This is a genomic window from Pseudomonas sp. SID14000 (assembly GCF_002165135.1).
Classification (GTDB): Bacteria; Pseudomonadota; Gammaproteobacteria; order Pseudomonadales; family Pseudomonadaceae; genus Aquipseudomonas.
This window is the reverse complement of the sequence record NZ_NFZQ01000009.1, coordinates 231491-244875: the sequence shown is the minus strand read 5'-3', so window position 1 is coordinate 244875 and position 13385 is coordinate 231491. Positions and strand designations below refer to the sequence as shown.

Genomic DNA, 13385 nt, shown 5'->3' with positions numbered 1-13385 from the left:
GCGGTGAATCACGCTCGTTTCTTCGGGGCATGCCCGGCCGCCCCATTTGCGAAACTTTCAGGCAGGTGATAGGGCACACGGCTCACTTCCACGTCAGCCATTCGAAGTGCTTCCCATCCCTTCATCGCCAATGCGACCGTCCTCGGCACAGGTTTTTCGCCACTACGATAGTAAGCCAACATGCGCCTGCTCAAGCCCAATTCCCGAGCTGCACGATCCAACGTCAGCTCATGCTTGGCCATCCAGTTCCAGATGAGCTCATGTGAACACTCTCCAGCCTGCTCCACCGCCCGTGCACGCAAGTTGTCGGCAGCAAGCTCCAGATTGTCGTCATTGGCCCAGATGACCGTGTCCTTCCACTCACCAATTGCAGCCGTTGCAAATACCTTTGGATTCGCAAGCGGGCCCAGCGTCGCGTGTTGCTCGATGACTTCATCCAGAGCCACGGTGAATTGCTGCCCGTCCGCAAAGGTCAGTAGCAAGGTGCTGGGGGCCGTGACAGCGACCCCTGTCAGTTGGAAATGTTTGCTGGTCATGAATTCAGCTGCTCCCAGATTGCTAGTAGTCGAGCCCTGTTCTGCGAGGCCCATTCAAGCGCCTCGCTCATCTCGCGCAGGGACACCCGTGAACCACCGAAACCGGCCAGCGGAGACAAGTCATTGATCGCAATCAGTGCCTGACGGCCATCACTGAATCGCAGATGGAAATGCGGTGGTAGATGGTCATTTGCATAGAGGCAGATTACGCAATTGGACAACCGATGGATCGTGGGCATGGGCTGATCATACAGTGCAATGGTTGCACCAAACAGTACCATTCGACCAACCTGCTCATAGCCCAAAAAATGTAACCCTTTTAGTTACGTCCCCCCCGAGTTAGTGCCAAATATTGGGCTGCTGCGCAGCCCTTTCGCGACGCAAGGCCGTTCCCACAAGGGATCGCGTCAGCGCAGCCAGCTGTGACTGCCCTTGCCCTGGCCAGCACTGGCTGGCTAGGCTAGCGGGCCAACCGTAGAGACTCGCCATGTCGGATTCCCGCTCCATCACGCTGGATGAAATCGATCGCCAGTTGATCGCCCTGCTGCAGATCAACGCCCGCGAAAGCGTCGCCACCCTCGCCCGCCAGTTGGGCATCGCCCGCACCACCGTCAACTCGCGCCTGGAGCGGTTGGAGAAGAACAAAGTCATCTCCGGCTATGGCGTGCGCCTGGGCCAGCGGGTAATGGGTGGTGGGCTGCAGGCGTATGTGGGGATCAAGGTGCAGCCGCGCTCGGGCAAGGAGGTGGTGCGGCGCCTGAGTGCCATGGGCCAAGTACAGCAGCTGTGCGCAGTGAGCGGCGAGTTCGACTATGTGGCCTGGCTGCGTACGGATTCGCCCGAGCAACTGGACCAGTTGCTCGACCAGATCGGCAGTGTCGACGGGGTGGAGAAGACCACCACGTCGATCATTCTCAGCAGCAAGGTGGACCGCGGGCAACCGCTCTGAACTGGCTGGCAGTCAGGCTTCCTGGCCGTCGAGCAGGCCTTCCAGAATCGCCGAAAGGCTTTCGGCGCAATGCTGCATCGACCAGACGATGTAACGGCTGCGCTCGGGGGCGTGGTGCTGGGCGTAGTCGGTGGCGATCTGATTGAGACCACGGGCCAGCAGGCAGGCGTGGACCAGGGCGTCTGCGGCGTCGATGCCGGGGCGTATGGCGAATAACGGCGGGTGGCTGGCTTCGCAGTTGCAGAAGGTTTTTTCTGTGGTGGGTTTCAGTTTTTCGGGTTGGTCGGAATAAGTCTTCTTCATGATGCAATTTCCAAATTGAGTCTTGAGGAAACCGCCTACCAACTCCTTCTCACGGGAAATAGGTGGCAGCCATGCACGGGGTGAGAACCGGCCAACTTGGAAATCCGGCCAGGCGAAAGCCTGCCCGCGCACGGCTGCCATGACATAAGCCTTGGTGCGAAGTTGGAGGATGGGTTCTCACACCCAGTCACCCGAACAGCGGCGACCCAGTGAAGTTAACGATGAGGCGTTTCCCACGCAGCCAGACCGAGGCGATAGCGAGCGTAGGGTAATTCTTTAATTCATGGCATGGGTGTAGGAACTGTCTGATCACACCCTGGTAAAGCCCACAAGGATCGCGTAAGCCATGAGCTCAGCGACACACCTGTGGGAGATTCTATAGTTTTTGGCAAGCCTGTTCTTGTCATGACATCTTTGTTGCCAGTGAGATCGAGCGCCGCCCGCGCGGCGCTTCGCGGGACAAGCCCGCTCCCACATTTGTTGCAACGTGCCGAACCTGTCAGGCCATGGTTGCCTGCCTTGGTGCATGTCTTGAGACTGGTGAGGCGGCGGCAGCGCCAGCCGAGAAATTGAGTCAGACCAACAAGGCTGACAACCATGGCCTAACAGACATGGCCACGTTGCAACAAATGTGGGAGCGGGCTTGCCCCGCGAAGCGCCGCGCGGGCGGCGCTCGATCTCACTGGCGCAGAAAGAATCAAGGCATGCACTATGTTCCACCTCAAACCCCAGTCATGCACTGGGCAGCTATGTGCAGCACCTGTGGGGCAAGCCCGCGAAGGGCCGCAAAGGGGGCCGATGCTGTGCTTGAGATTGGTAGGCTTCCTGCTCGTCATAAAGATATCTGGATTATACATTTCGACGATACAAGCTACATTCAGACAACACTCTGCACCTTAATAACGAACACCCCACTCCCTAAAATGGCCACCAGGCATCTCCTATACTCAGGCTCCGCCCCTGCGCAGCCTCTCTGGCAAGGTCACTCCATGAACAAGAAAAACCGCCACCCCGCCGATGGCAAAAAACCCGTCACCATCTTCGGCCCGGACTTCCCCTTCGCCTTCGACGACTGGCTGGAACACCCCGCAGGCCTGGGCAGCATCCCGGCCGAGCGCCATGGTGAGGAAGTGGCAATCGTGGGCGCCGGTATCGCCGGCCTGGTGGCGGCCTACGAGCTGATGAAACTGGGCCTCAAGCCGGTGGTGTACGAAGCCTCCAAGCTGGGTGGCCGGCTGCGCTCGCAAACCTTCAACGGCACCGACGGGATCATCGCCGAACTGGGTGGCATGCGCTTCCCGGTGTCGTCCACTGCCTTCTACCACTACGTGGACAAGCTGGGCCTGGAAACCAAGCCGTTCCCCAACCCGCTGACCCCAGCCTCGGGCAGCACGGTGATCGACCTGGAAGGCCAGACCTACTACGCCGAAAAACCCACCGACCTGCCCAAGCTGTTCCAGGAAGTGGCCGATGCCTGGGCCGACGCGCTGGAAAGCGGTGCCCAGTTCGCCGACATCCAGCAGGCCATCCGCGACCGAGACGTACCGCGCCTGAAAGAGCTGTGGAACAAGCTGGTACCGCTGTGGGACGACCGCACCTTCTACGACTTCGTCGCCACCTCGCGCTCGTTCGCCAAGCTGAGCTTCCAGCACCGCGAAGTGTTCGGCCAGGTCGGCTTCGGCACCGGCGGCTGGGACTCGGACTTCCCCAACTCGATGCTGGAAATTTTCCGCGTGGTGATGACCAACTGCGACGACCACCAGCACCTGGTAGTCGGCGGTGTGGAGCAGGTACCGCAAGGCATCTGGCGCCATGTACCGGAGCGCTGCGTGCATTGGCCGGAAGGCACCAGCCTGAGCGGGCTGCATGGCGGCGCACCGCGTACCGGGGTCAAGCGCATCGCCCGCGCTGCCGATGGTCGCCTGGCGGTCACCGACAACTGGGGCGACACCCGTCACTACAGTGCCGTGCTCGCCACCTGCCAGACCTGGCTGCTGACTACCCAGATCGACTGTGAGGAATCGCTGTTCTCGCAAAAGATGTGGATGGCCCTGGACCGCACCCGCTACATGCAGTCGTCGAAGACCTTCGTCATGGTCGACCGGCCGTTCTGGAAGGACAAGGACCCGGAAACCGGCCGCGACCTGATGAGCATGACCCTCACCGATCGCCTCACCCGCGGCACCTACCTGTTCGACAACGGTGACGACAAGCCGGGGGTGATCTGCCTGTCGTACTCCTGGATGAGCGACGCGCTGAAGATGCTGCCGCACCCGGTGGAAAAACGCGTGCAGCTGGCCCTGGACGCACTGAAGAAGATTTACCCGAAGACCGATATCGCCGGGCACATCATCGGCGACCCGATCACCGTTTCCTGGGAAGCCGACCCGCACTTCCTCGGCGCCTTCAAGGGCGCACTGCCGGGCCACTACCGCTACAACCAGCGCATGTACGCGCACTTCATGCAGCAGGACATGCCCGCCGAACAGCGCGGCATGTTCATCGCCGGTGACGACGTGTCGTGGACGCCGGCCTGGGTGGAAGGCGCGGTACAGACATCGCTGAATGCGGTGTGGGGTATCATGAATCACTTCGGTGGCCGCACCCACCCGGACAACCCCGGTCCAGGCGACGTGTTCGACGAAATCGGCCCGATCGCCCTGCCGGACTGAGACAAGGAGGCAGCATGCGTATCGCTCTGTTCCAGGGCCCGCCCAAGCCACTGGACGTGCCCGGCAACCTGCAACGGTTGCGCCACCAGGCGCAACTGGCGGCCGAACGCGGCGCCAGTTTGCTGGTGTGCCCGGAGATGTTCCTGACCGGCTACAACATCGGCCTGGCCCAGGTCGAGCGCCTGGCCGAGGCCATCGATGGCCCGTCAGCCATGGAGGTGGTGGAGATCGCCCAGGCGCAGCGCATCGCCATCGTCTATGGCTACCCGGAGCGCGGTGATGATGGCGCGATCTACAACAGCGTGCAGTTGATCGATGCGCACGGCCGCAGCCTGAGCAACTATCGCAAGACCCACCTGTTCGGTGAGCTGGACCGCTCGATGTTCAGCGCAGGTTCCGATCACTTCCCGGTGGTGGAGCTGGATGGCTGGAAGGTCGGCCTGCTGATCTGCTACGACATCGAGTTCCCGGAAAACGCCCGGCGCCTGGCGCTGGACGGTGCCGAGCTGATACTGGTGCCGACGGCGAACATGTCGCCGTACGACTTCATCTGCCAGGTGACCGTGAGGGCCCGGGCGCAGGAAAACCAGTGCTACCTGGTGTATGCCAACTATTGCGGCTCGGAAGGCGAGATCCAGTATTGCGGGCAGAGCAGCATCATCGGCCCGGATGGCAGCCTGCTGGCCATGGCCGGGCGGGATGAGTGCCAGTTGCTGGCAGAGCTGGAGCATGAGCGGGTGGTGCAGGGGCGGTCGGCGTTTCCCTACCTGAGCGATCTGCGCCAGGAACTGCACCTGCGTAAAGGCTGACAGGGGCCGCTTTGCGGCCCATTCGCGGGTAAACCCGCTCCCACAGGCACTGCACAGCTTTCAGACCTGCGATTTACCCTGTGGGAGCGGGTTTACCCGCGAATGGGCCGGGCCTGCAAACAAATGGGTTAGCATGGAAAGCAGTTACCGGAGCCCCCATGCCTGACGCCACCCGCCACCTAACCCTCGCCAACGGCCTGCAGCTGACCCTGCGCCACGCCCCGCGCCTCAAGCGTTCGGCCGCCGCACTGCGGGTGCACGCGGGCAGTCACGACGCGCCAACCAAATGGCCCGGCCTGGCCCACTTCCTGGAGCACCTGTTCTTCCTCGGTACCCCACGCTTTCCTCTGGACGACGGCCTGATGCGCTACGTGCAGGCACTCGGCGGCCAAGTCAATGCCAGCACCCGCGAACGCACCACCGACTTTTTCTTCGAGGTCAAACCCAGCGCCCTGGCCGGGGGCCTGGAGCGCCTGTGCCAGATGTTGGCCGAACCAGACCTGGGCATCGAGCGCCAACGCCGCGAACGCGAAGTCATCCATGCCGAGTTCATTGCCTGGTCGCGCAGCCCGCAGGCCCAACAGCAGTTCGCCTTGCTGCAATCCGCAGCGCCCGCCCATCCGTTGAGCGCTTTTCATGCCGGTAACCGGCACACCTTGACCTTGCAGGCCCCCGCCTTCCAGCAAGCGCTCGACGGCTTTCACCAGCGCTTCTACCAAGGCGGCCAGGTCACCTTGAGCCTATGCGGCCCACAGTCGCTGGATGAACTGGAATTGCTGGGCCGGCAGCATGCCGAGCTGTTCGCAACGGGTGAACGGGTGCCACACGCTCTGCCTCCGCCACTGTCAACGACGGCCACGCGCCTGATCTTCACCCACGAGAACCTCCCGGAAGGTGCCGAGCAGGCCCTTGAGTTGCTGATCACCTGCCTCAACGATAGCCGCCCGGGCACCTGGCTGGATGCGCTTCGCCAGCGTGGCTGGCTGCAAGGTTTCAAGGCCGAGACGCTGTATGCCTTCGCCGGGCAGTTGCTGTGGCACATCGACCTGACGCTCAGCGAAGACGCCAGCCCAGAGGAGGCCGATGCCCTGTTGCAGGGTTGGTTCGGCTTCATCCGCCAAGCCGAACCTGCGCAGCTGAATGCCGAGTTCGAACTGTTGCAGCAAAGCCGCGAACGCAACGCCAGCGCGCTTGAGCTGGCCCGCCGGGACAGCGCCGGCCAGCCGTTCGCCGGTTTGGATACACAAGGCTTGCAAGCCCTCCGTGCCCTGCTGGAGGGCCTGCCGGGCCGCGAGCATGGGCATTGGCAACTGCCCGCTGTCGACCCCTTGCTCCTGGCCGACTTGCCTGTTGCCAGGTCGCAGCAACCGCTGCCTGCGGCACTGAAGGTCAGCGACCAGCTGCCTGGCGCTCGTCAGTACGCGGCGCTGTACCTGCGCTGGCATGTCCCTTCACCCTTGCGCCAGCCCCTGTATGCGGTGCTCGAACGCGCCTTGCACCCCATGCAAGAGCGCTGCGAACGTGTATCGGTGCAGTTACAGTTCAGTACTGCTGGCGAATACTGGCAATTGCGCTGCGCCGGGCTACCGGCAGCGGTGCTGCGCACTGTGGAACAGGCCTTGGCACTGATGCTCAAGCCCCCGGCAGGCAGCTGGCTGCCTTGTTCGGCGCAGCCTCCGGCACTGATCCCCATCCGCGCCTTGCTCAAGCAACTGCCCGAGGCCGTGCTGGGCGCCACGCCTGCACCTGCTTCGGCCTGCACCCTGGCACAGACGCAACTCGACAACCTGTGGCAGCACGCACGCTGGCACGGCCTGGCTGCCGGCTTCGACGACGCCGCCCTGAACGCATTGGGCACTGTTTTGCAGCACTGCCCAGGTCAAGGCTCGGCGCCTGGCCCTCTGCCCGCCTGGGACAACCACCGTTGGCACCATGCCGAAGTATCCGGCAGTGAACATGCCCTGCTGCTGTTCTGCCCACTGCCAGCGGCCATGGAAGCGGCTGGCCGCCTGCTCGCCCAGTTGCTGCAAGGGCCGGTCTACCAACGGCTGCGGGTAGAACTGCAACTCGGCTATGCGGTATTCAGTACCTTTCGTCAGGTCGAAGGGGTCGGCGGCCTGCTGTTCGGGGTGCAGTCGCCCCACACCAGCCAGGCGCAGATACTCGACCACTTGCTCACCCTGCTACGCCAGGGCATTACCTTCGATTCGGCCGCTCGCCAGGCACTGGCCGGGCAATTCGAGGAACCCGCGATGGCCAACGACGAAGTCGCCGAATGGGCCTGGCAGGCCTGCCTGGCTACCCAACCTGGCGGGCTGGATGCGCTACGCAAGGCTATCCTGAGCACGCGGCAGGCGGATCTGCAGCAACTGCTGAACCACCTGCTCGATACCGGTTCCAGGTGGCTGTGCCTGGCCAACGCTGCCGCGCCAGATGGCTCCTGGATGACCGCAACCGCGTGATTATTACGCAAACTGCAAGGGCACTTTTCTAATAATTAACCTTTCGGTACACCTATTTCTTGTAAGATAGCGCAATCCCGAATCATGGGAACCTCCAGCCAATGGCGGTACCCTAGTATTAGCTGACAAACCCAACCCTCATCCGGAAGGAGTAATTCCATGTGGACCAAACCTGCATACACTGATCTGCGCATCGGCTTCGAAGTCACCATGTACTTCGCCAACCGCTAAGCCCGGCTTACGGTTCAACGCCTCGGCCTGCCGGGGCGTTTTCGTTTTTTCGCTACGGTTTCATGCAGAGAGAGTGGCCATGTACATTCAGGTTCTCGGTTCCGCCGCCGGCGGCGGGTTCCCACAGTGGAACTGCAATTGCGTCAACTGCAAGGGCTTGCGTGACGGCACCCTGCGGGCCACGCCGCGCACCCAGTCGTCCATCGCCCTGTCCGACGACGGCGTGCACTGGGTGCTGTGCAATGCCTCGCCCGACATCCGCGCGCAGCTGCAGGCCTTTGCGCCGATGCAGCCGGCTCGCGCCCTGCGCGACACCGGTATCAACGCCATCATTCTGCTGGACAGCCAGATCGACCACACCACCGGCCTGCTCAGCCTGCGTGAAGGCTGCCCGCACCAGGTGTGGTGCACCGATATGGTCCACCAGGACCTGACCACCGGCTTTCCGCTGTTCAACATGCTCAGCCACTGGAACGGCGGCCTGCAGTGGAACCGCATCGAGCTGGAAGGCAGCTTCGTCATCGACGCCTGCCCCAACCTGCGCTTCACCCCGTTCCCCCTGCGCAGCGCCGCGCCGCCCTACTCGCCGCACCGCTTCGACCCGCATCCGGGCGACAACCTTGGCCTGCTGGTCGAGGATACCCGCACCGGCGGCAAACTGTTCTACGCCCCGGGCCTGGGCCAGGTGGACGACAAGCTGCTGACGATGATGCACGGCGCCGACTGCCTGCTGGTCGACGGTACCCTGTGGGAGGATGATGAGATGCAGCGCCGTGGCGTGGGCACCCGTACCGGCCGCGAAATGGGCCACCTGGCGCAGAACGGCCCCGGCGGCATGCTGGAAGTGCTCGATGGCTTCCCGCGCCAACGCAAGGTACTTATCCACATCAACAACACCAACCCGATTCTCGACGAAGACTCGCCCGAGCGTGCCGAAGTGCTGCGCCGGGGCGTGGAAGTGGCCTTCGATGGCATGAGCATCGAGTTGTAACAGCCAGATCGCACAAGCAACACAGCCCCTGTGGGAGCGGGTTCACCCGCGAAGAATCCCAAACAGTGTATGGCACCGGCTTCGCCGGTGTTCGCGGGTGAACCCGCTCCTACAGGGATCGAGCCGAGACTCAGCTATACAGGAGCCAGCCGAATGAGCGACGCACTGCCAATGTCCCCTGCCGAATTCGAGCAGGCCCTGCGCGCCAAGGGCGCCTACTATCACATTCATCACCCGTACCACGTGGCGATGTATCAGGGCCGCGCCACCCGCGAACAGATCCAGGGCTGGGTGGCCAACCGCTTCTACTACCAGGTCAACATCCCGATGAAGGATGCCGCCATCCTGGCCAACTGCCCGGACCGCGAAGTGCGCCGCGAGTGGATCCAGCGCCTGCTCGACCACGATGGCGCACCCGGCGAGGACGGTGGAATCGAAGCCTGGTTGCGCCTGGGCCAGGCCGTTGGCCTGGACCCGGACCAACTGCGCTCCCAGGAGTTGGTGTTGCCCGGTGTGCGCTTTGCCGTGGATGCCTACGTCAACTTCGCCCGCCGGGCCAGTTGGCAGGAAGCGGCCAGCAGCTCGCTGACCGAGCTGTTCGCCCCGCAGATCCACCAGTCGCGCCTGGATAGCTGGCCGCAGCACTACCCATGGATCGACCCGGCCGGCTACGAATACTTCCGAACCCGCCTGGGCCAGGCCCGACGTGACGTGGAGCACGGCCTGGCGATTACCTTGCAGCACTACACCACCCGGGCGGGCCAGGAGCGTATGCTGGAAATATTGCAGTTCAAGCTGGATATTCTCTGGAGCATGCTCGACGCCATGAGCATGGCCTACGAGCTGAACCGCCCGCCCTATCATTCCGTCACCCAGGAACGGGTATGGCACAAAGGGATCACCCTATGAGTTTCAACCGTAATCAAGTGCCGAGCTGGCGCCCCGGCTACCGCTTCCAGTACGAGCCGGCGCAAAAGGGCCATGTGCTGCTGTACCCCGAGGGCATGATCAAGCTCAACGACAGCGCGGCCCTGATCGGCGGCCTGATCGACGGCCAACGCGACGTTGCCGCGATCATCATCGAACTCGAACAACAGTTCCCCGGTGTCCCGGAAGTGGCCGATGACATCGAGCAGTTCATGGAGGTGGCCCGTGCCGAACACTGGATCGTCCTCGCCTGAGTTGCCACCCGCGCCCGCGGTCGGCCTGCCGCTGTGGCTGCTGGCCGAGCTGACCTACCGCTGCCCGCTGCAGTGCCCGTACTGCTCCAACCCGCTGGACTTCGCAGCCCAAGGCCAGGAGCTGAGCACCGCGCAGTGGTTCAAGGTGATGGCCGAAGCCCGGGAAATGGGTGCCGCGCAAATCGGCTTTTCCGGCGGAGAACCGCTGGTACGCCAGGACCTCGCCGAACTGATCGGCGAGGCTCGCCGGCTGGGTTACTACACCAACCTGATTACCTCGGGCATCGGCCTGACCGAAGCGCGCATCGCCGACTTCAAGAAAGCCGGCCTGGACCATATCCAGATCAGCTTCCAGGCCAGCGACGAGCAGGTCAACAACCTGCTGGCCGGCTCGAAGAAGGCCTTTGCGCAAAAGCTGGAAATGGCCCGTGCGGTGAAGGCCCATGGCTACCCGATGGTGCTCAACTTCGTCACTCACCGGCACAATATCGACAAAATCGACCGCATCATCGAGCTGTGCATCGCCCTGGAGGCCGACTTCGTCGAGCTCGCCACCTGCCAGTTCTATGGCTGGGCCCACCTCAATCGCCTGGGCCTGCTGCCGACCCGCGCGCAGCTCGAGCGGGCCGAACGCATCACCAACGAGTACCGGGACAAGCTCAAGGCCGAGGGCAACCCGTGCAAGCTGATCTTCGTCACCCCGGACTACTACGAGGAGCGCCCCAAGGCCTGCATGAATGGCTGGGGCAGCCTGTTCCTCACCATCACCCCGGACGGCACCGCACTGCCCTGCCACGGCGCGCGCCAGTTGCCGGTGAAGTTCCCCAATGTGCGCGACCACGACCTGCACTACATCTGGTACGACTCGTTCGGCTTCAACCGCTTCCGTGGCTATGAGTGGATGCCCGAACCCTGCCGCTCCTGCGACGAGAAGGAAAAGGACTTCGGCGGCTGCCGCTGTCAGGCCTTCATGCTCACCGGCGATCCCAGCAATGCCGACCCGGTGTGCGCCAAGTCGGCCGACCACGGCATCATCCTCAAGGCCCGTGAGGAGGCAGAAAGCGCCCAGCTCACCATTGAACAGATGACCTTCCGCAATGAACGAAACTCCCGTGTCATCGCTCGCGGCTGAGTTCAGCGCGGCCCAGGCAGTTGCCGCAGGCACCGACTTCGCCGAACTCAAGGTCAGCGCCGCGGGCCTGTTCTGGAACGAGTTCCGCCCGGCCGATGGAGCCTGTCGCATCTGGCACTGGCAGCACCAGCAGGCCCGCTGCCTGACCCCCAATGGCTTTAGTGCGCGTAGCCGGGTATACGAATACGGCGGTGGCAGTTTTTGCCTGGGTGGCGATGGGTTGGTGTTCGTCAACGAAAAGGACCAGCAGGTCTATACCCAGGCCCTGGAAGGCGCGGCACCGCGAGCCCTGACCGGTGATGCCAGCTGCCGCTACGGCGATGTACTGTGGCACGACGGCCTGGTGCTGGCGGTAGAGGAGCAGCATGGCGAACGGGTCGAGCATCGTCTGGTCGCCTTGGGTGAACATACCCGCGAAGTGCTCGCCGAGGGTGCCGACTTCTATGCCTCTCCTACGGTGAGTGCCGATGGCCAGCGCCTGGCGTGGGTTGAATGGGACCGCCCGGCACAACCCTGGACCGTCACCAGGCTGATGTGCCGCACACGTGATGCAAGTGGTCACTGGGGGCCGACGCAATGTGTGGCCGCAGCCGACGAGTCGCTACAGCAGCCGCGCTTCGATACAGAAGGCCGGCTCTACTGCCTCTCCGACCGCAATGGCTTCTGGCAACCCTGGGGCGAAGTTGATGGCTGCTGGCAGGCCCTGCCTGCCGGGCCCGCGGACCACGCTGCAGCGCCCTGGCAACTGGGCGCCAGTACCTGGTTGGCACTGGGGCCGCAAAGCTATCTGGCCAGCTGGTTCGAAGACGGCTTCGGGCATCTGGGGCTGCGCACTGCCGATGGCCGCCTGGAGCGTTTCGCCAGTGCCTACACGCGTTTTCGTAGCCTGGCCATGGATGCCGAATGCCTGTACGCCATAGCAGCTTCGCCGATCAGCCCGCCGGCGGTCATCGCCATAGCCCGTGGCAGCCACGAGGTCAGCGTGTTGGCCGGTGGCACCGAAGTGCTGCCGGCAAGGCATATCAGCCTGCCGCAGTCGATCCACTACGGCAGTGACGGTCATCGCGCCCATGGCTTCTTCTACCCGGCAGCCCGGTCGCAAGGGGCCGCGCCGCTGGTGGTGTTCATCCATGGTGGCCCGACCTCAGCCTGCTATCCCGTGCTCGACCCGCGCATCCAGTACTGGACGCAACGCGGCTTCGCTGTCGCCGACCTCAACTACCGGGGCAGCACCGGCTATGGCCGGGAATACCGCCAGGCCCTGCACCTGCGCTGGGGCGAAAGCGATGTGGCCGATGCCTGCGCAGCGGTGGAATACCTGGCCGGACGCGGGCTGATCGATGGCCGCAAGGCGTTCATCCGTGGCGGTAGTGCGGGCGGCTACACCACCCTTTGCGCTCTGGCGTTCCATGATGTGTTCCGCGCCGGCGCCAGCCTGTACGGGGTCAGCGACCCGGTTGCCCTGGGCCGGGCCACCCACAAGTTCGAAGGGGACTATCTGAACTGGCTGATCGGTGACCCGCAGCAGGACGCCGAGCGCTATCGCCAGCGTACGCCGCTGCTTCATGCGGGGCAGATCAAGGTGCCGGTGATTTTCTTCCAGGGTGAACTGGATGCGGTGGTGGTGCCGGAACAGACGCGGTCGATGCTGGCGGCACTGCAGGCTAACGGGATCGAGGCTGAAGGGCACTTCTATGCCGGGGAGCGGCACGGGTTCCGCAAGGCGGAGAACCTGGCGCATGCGCTGGAAGAAGAATGGAAATTCTATTGCCGGGTGTTGGGGGGCTGAGATTCTGGGGCCGCTTTGCGGCCCATCGCGACACAAGGCCGCTCCTACATGGGGAACGCGACCTCCTGTAGGAGCGGCCTTGTGTCGCGATGGGCTGCAAAGCAGCCCCAGATGGCTTAACGCTTGGCGATGATATACACCGCATGCACGATCCCCGGAATGTACCCCAGCAAGGTCAGCAGGATATTCAGCCAGAACGCCCCGCCAAACCCCACCTGCAGGAACACGCCCAGCGGCGGCAAAATGATGGCGATGATGATGCGTATAAAGTCCATGCGAGTCTCTCCTGAAGGGGTACATCAGAGACTAGCCGCCCGCCACAGAGGTTCA

14 protein-coding genes are annotated in these 13385 nt (G+C 63.3%); 10 read left to right on the top strand and 4 right to left on the bottom strand.

Annotated elements, in window-relative coordinates; genetic code table 11:
- Positions 1-8: 8 nt before the first annotated feature.
- Complete coding sequence (locus CAY82_RS15695; RefSeq protein ID WP_256576287.1) at positions 9-590, bottom strand: DUF2442 domain-containing protein; 582 nt, start codon at positions 588-590, stop codon at positions 9-11.
- Positions 533-775 (bottom strand): DUF4160 domain-containing protein, encoded by a 243-nt coding sequence (locus tag CAY82_RS15690; protein WP_087502072.1) that lies wholly within the window; start codon positions 773-775, stop codon positions 533-535. The genes CAY82_RS15695 and CAY82_RS15690 overlap by 58 nt, the downstream gene beginning before the upstream one ends.
- 248 nt (positions 776-1023) lie before the next feature.
- Here CAY82_RS15690 and CAY82_RS15685 point away from each other — a divergent pair, with 248 nt between their 5' ends.
- Positions 1024-1485: an Lrp/AsnC family transcriptional regulator gene (locus tag CAY82_RS15685; protein ID WP_015268712.1), complete on the top strand. Its 462-nt coding sequence runs from the start codon at positions 1024-1026 to the stop codon at positions 1483-1485.
- 12 nt (positions 1486-1497) lie between these two features.
- Here CAY82_RS15685 and CAY82_RS15680 read toward each other — a convergent pair whose 3' ends face one another.
- Positions 1498-1788: a hypothetical protein gene (locus tag CAY82_RS15680; RefSeq protein ID WP_087502030.1), complete on the bottom strand. Its 291-nt coding sequence runs from the start codon at positions 1786-1788 to the stop codon at positions 1498-1500.
- Between the two features lie 989 nt (positions 1789-2777).
- Here CAY82_RS15680 and CAY82_RS15675 point away from each other — a divergent pair.
- The 9 genes from CAY82_RS15675 (at position 2778) to CAY82_RS15635 (ending at position 13055) form a co-directional block, all read left to right on the top strand.
- Positions 2778-4460: an NAD(P)/FAD-dependent oxidoreductase gene (locus tag CAY82_RS15675; RefSeq protein ID WP_087502029.1), complete on the top strand. Its 1683-nt coding sequence runs from the start codon at positions 2778-2780 to the stop codon at positions 4458-4460.
- 14 nt (positions 4461-4474) lie between these two features.
- Positions 4475-5269: a carbon-nitrogen hydrolase family protein gene (locus CAY82_RS15670; RefSeq protein WP_087502028.1), complete on the top strand. Its 795-nt coding sequence runs from the start codon at positions 4475-4477 to the stop codon at positions 5267-5269.
- Positions 5270-5427: 158 nt separating this feature from the next.
- Positions 5428-7731 (top strand): pyrroloquinoline quinone biosynthesis protein PqqF, encoded by a 2304-nt coding sequence (gene pqqF, locus CAY82_RS15665; protein WP_087502027.1) that lies wholly within the window; start codon positions 5428-5430, stop codon positions 7729-7731.
- A 159-nt stretch (positions 7732-7890) separates the two neighbouring features.
- Positions 7891-7962, top strand: coding sequence for a pyrroloquinoline quinone precursor peptide PqqA (gene pqqA, locus CAY82_RS15660; protein WP_003243383.1), 72 nt, complete (start codon positions 7891-7893; stop codon positions 7960-7962).
- Between the two features lie 79 nt (positions 7963-8041).
- Entirely contained in the window at positions 8042-8953 is a 912-nt protein-coding gene (pqqB, locus tag CAY82_RS15655; protein ID WP_024086143.1) for a pyrroloquinoline quinone biosynthesis protein PqqB, read from the top strand.
- A gap of 153 nt (positions 8954-9106) precedes the next feature.
- Entirely contained in the window at positions 9107-9862 is a 756-nt protein-coding gene (pqqC, locus tag CAY82_RS15650) for a pyrroloquinoline-quinone synthase PqqC (RefSeq protein ID WP_003255592.1), read from the top strand.
- Complete coding sequence (gene pqqD / locus CAY82_RS15645) at positions 9859-10134, top strand: pyrroloquinoline quinone biosynthesis peptide chaperone PqqD (RefSeq protein WP_087502026.1); 276 nt, start codon at positions 9859-9861, stop codon at positions 10132-10134. Before pqqC ends, pqqD begins: the two co-directional genes overlap by 4 nt.
- On the top strand, positions 10106-11266 hold the full coding sequence (gene pqqE / locus CAY82_RS15640) for a pyrroloquinoline quinone biosynthesis protein PqqE (RefSeq protein ID WP_087502025.1): 1161 nt from the start codon (positions 10106-10108) through the stop codon (positions 11264-11266). Before pqqD ends, pqqE begins: the two co-directional genes overlap by 29 nt.
- Entirely contained in the window at positions 11232-13055 is a 1824-nt protein-coding gene (locus CAY82_RS15635; protein WP_087502024.1) for a S9 family peptidase, read from the top strand. Before pqqE ends, CAY82_RS15635 begins: the two co-directional genes overlap by 35 nt.
- A 116-nt stretch (positions 13056-13171) precedes the next feature.
- Here CAY82_RS15635 and CAY82_RS15630 read toward each other — a convergent pair whose 3' ends face one another.
- Positions 13172-13330, bottom strand: coding sequence for a YqaE/Pmp3 family membrane protein (locus CAY82_RS15630; RefSeq protein WP_009681539.1), 159 nt, complete (start codon positions 13328-13330; stop codon positions 13172-13174).
- Positions 13331-13385 lie beyond the last annotated feature (55 nt).

What these genes read in the sequence shown, in the direction of transcription:
- pqqD (WP_087502026.1), top strand. Translation starts at nt 9,859, where the DNA reads ATGAGTTTCAACCGTAATCAAGTGCCGAGCTGGCGCCCCGGCTACCGC.
- pqqF (WP_087502027.1), top strand. Translation starts at nt 5,428, where the DNA reads ATGCCTGACGCCACCCGCCACCTAACCCTCGCCAACGGCCTGCAGCTG.
- CAY82_RS15680 (WP_087502030.1), bottom strand. Translation starts at nt 1,788, where the DNA reads ATGAAGAAGACTTATTCCGACCAACCCGAAAAACTGAAACCCACCACA.
- CAY82_RS15630 (WP_009681539.1), bottom strand. Translation starts at nt 13,330, where the DNA reads ATGGACTTTATACGCATCATCATCGCCATCATTTTGCCGCCGCTGGGC.
- CAY82_RS15685 (WP_015268712.1), top strand. Translation starts at nt 1,024, where the DNA reads ATGTCGGATTCCCGCTCCATCACGCTGGATGAAATCGATCGCCAGTTG.
- CAY82_RS15670 (WP_087502028.1), top strand. Translation starts at nt 4,475, where the DNA reads ATGCGTATCGCTCTGTTCCAGGGCCCGCCCAAGCCACTGGACGTGCCC.
- CAY82_RS15690 (WP_087502072.1), bottom strand. Translation starts at nt 775, where the DNA reads ATGCCCACGATCCATCGGTTGTCCAATTGCGTAATCTGCCTCTATGCA.
- pqqC (WP_003255592.1), top strand. Translation starts at nt 9,107, where the DNA reads ATGAGCGACGCACTGCCAATGTCCCCTGCCGAATTCGAGCAGGCCCTG.
- CAY82_RS15635 (WP_087502024.1), top strand. Translation starts at nt 11,232, where the DNA reads ATGAACGAAACTCCCGTGTCATCGCTCGCGGCTGAGTTCAGCGCGGCC.
- pqqB (WP_024086143.1), top strand. Translation starts at nt 8,042, where the DNA reads ATGTACATTCAGGTTCTCGGTTCCGCCGCCGGCGGCGGGTTCCCACAG.
- CAY82_RS15695 (WP_256576287.1), bottom strand. Translation starts at nt 590, where the DNA reads ATGGGCCTCGCAGAACAGGGCTCGACTACTAGCAATCTGGGAGCAGCT.
- CAY82_RS15675 (WP_087502029.1), top strand. Translation starts at nt 2,778, where the DNA reads ATGAACAAGAAAAACCGCCACCCCGCCGATGGCAAAAAACCCGTCACC.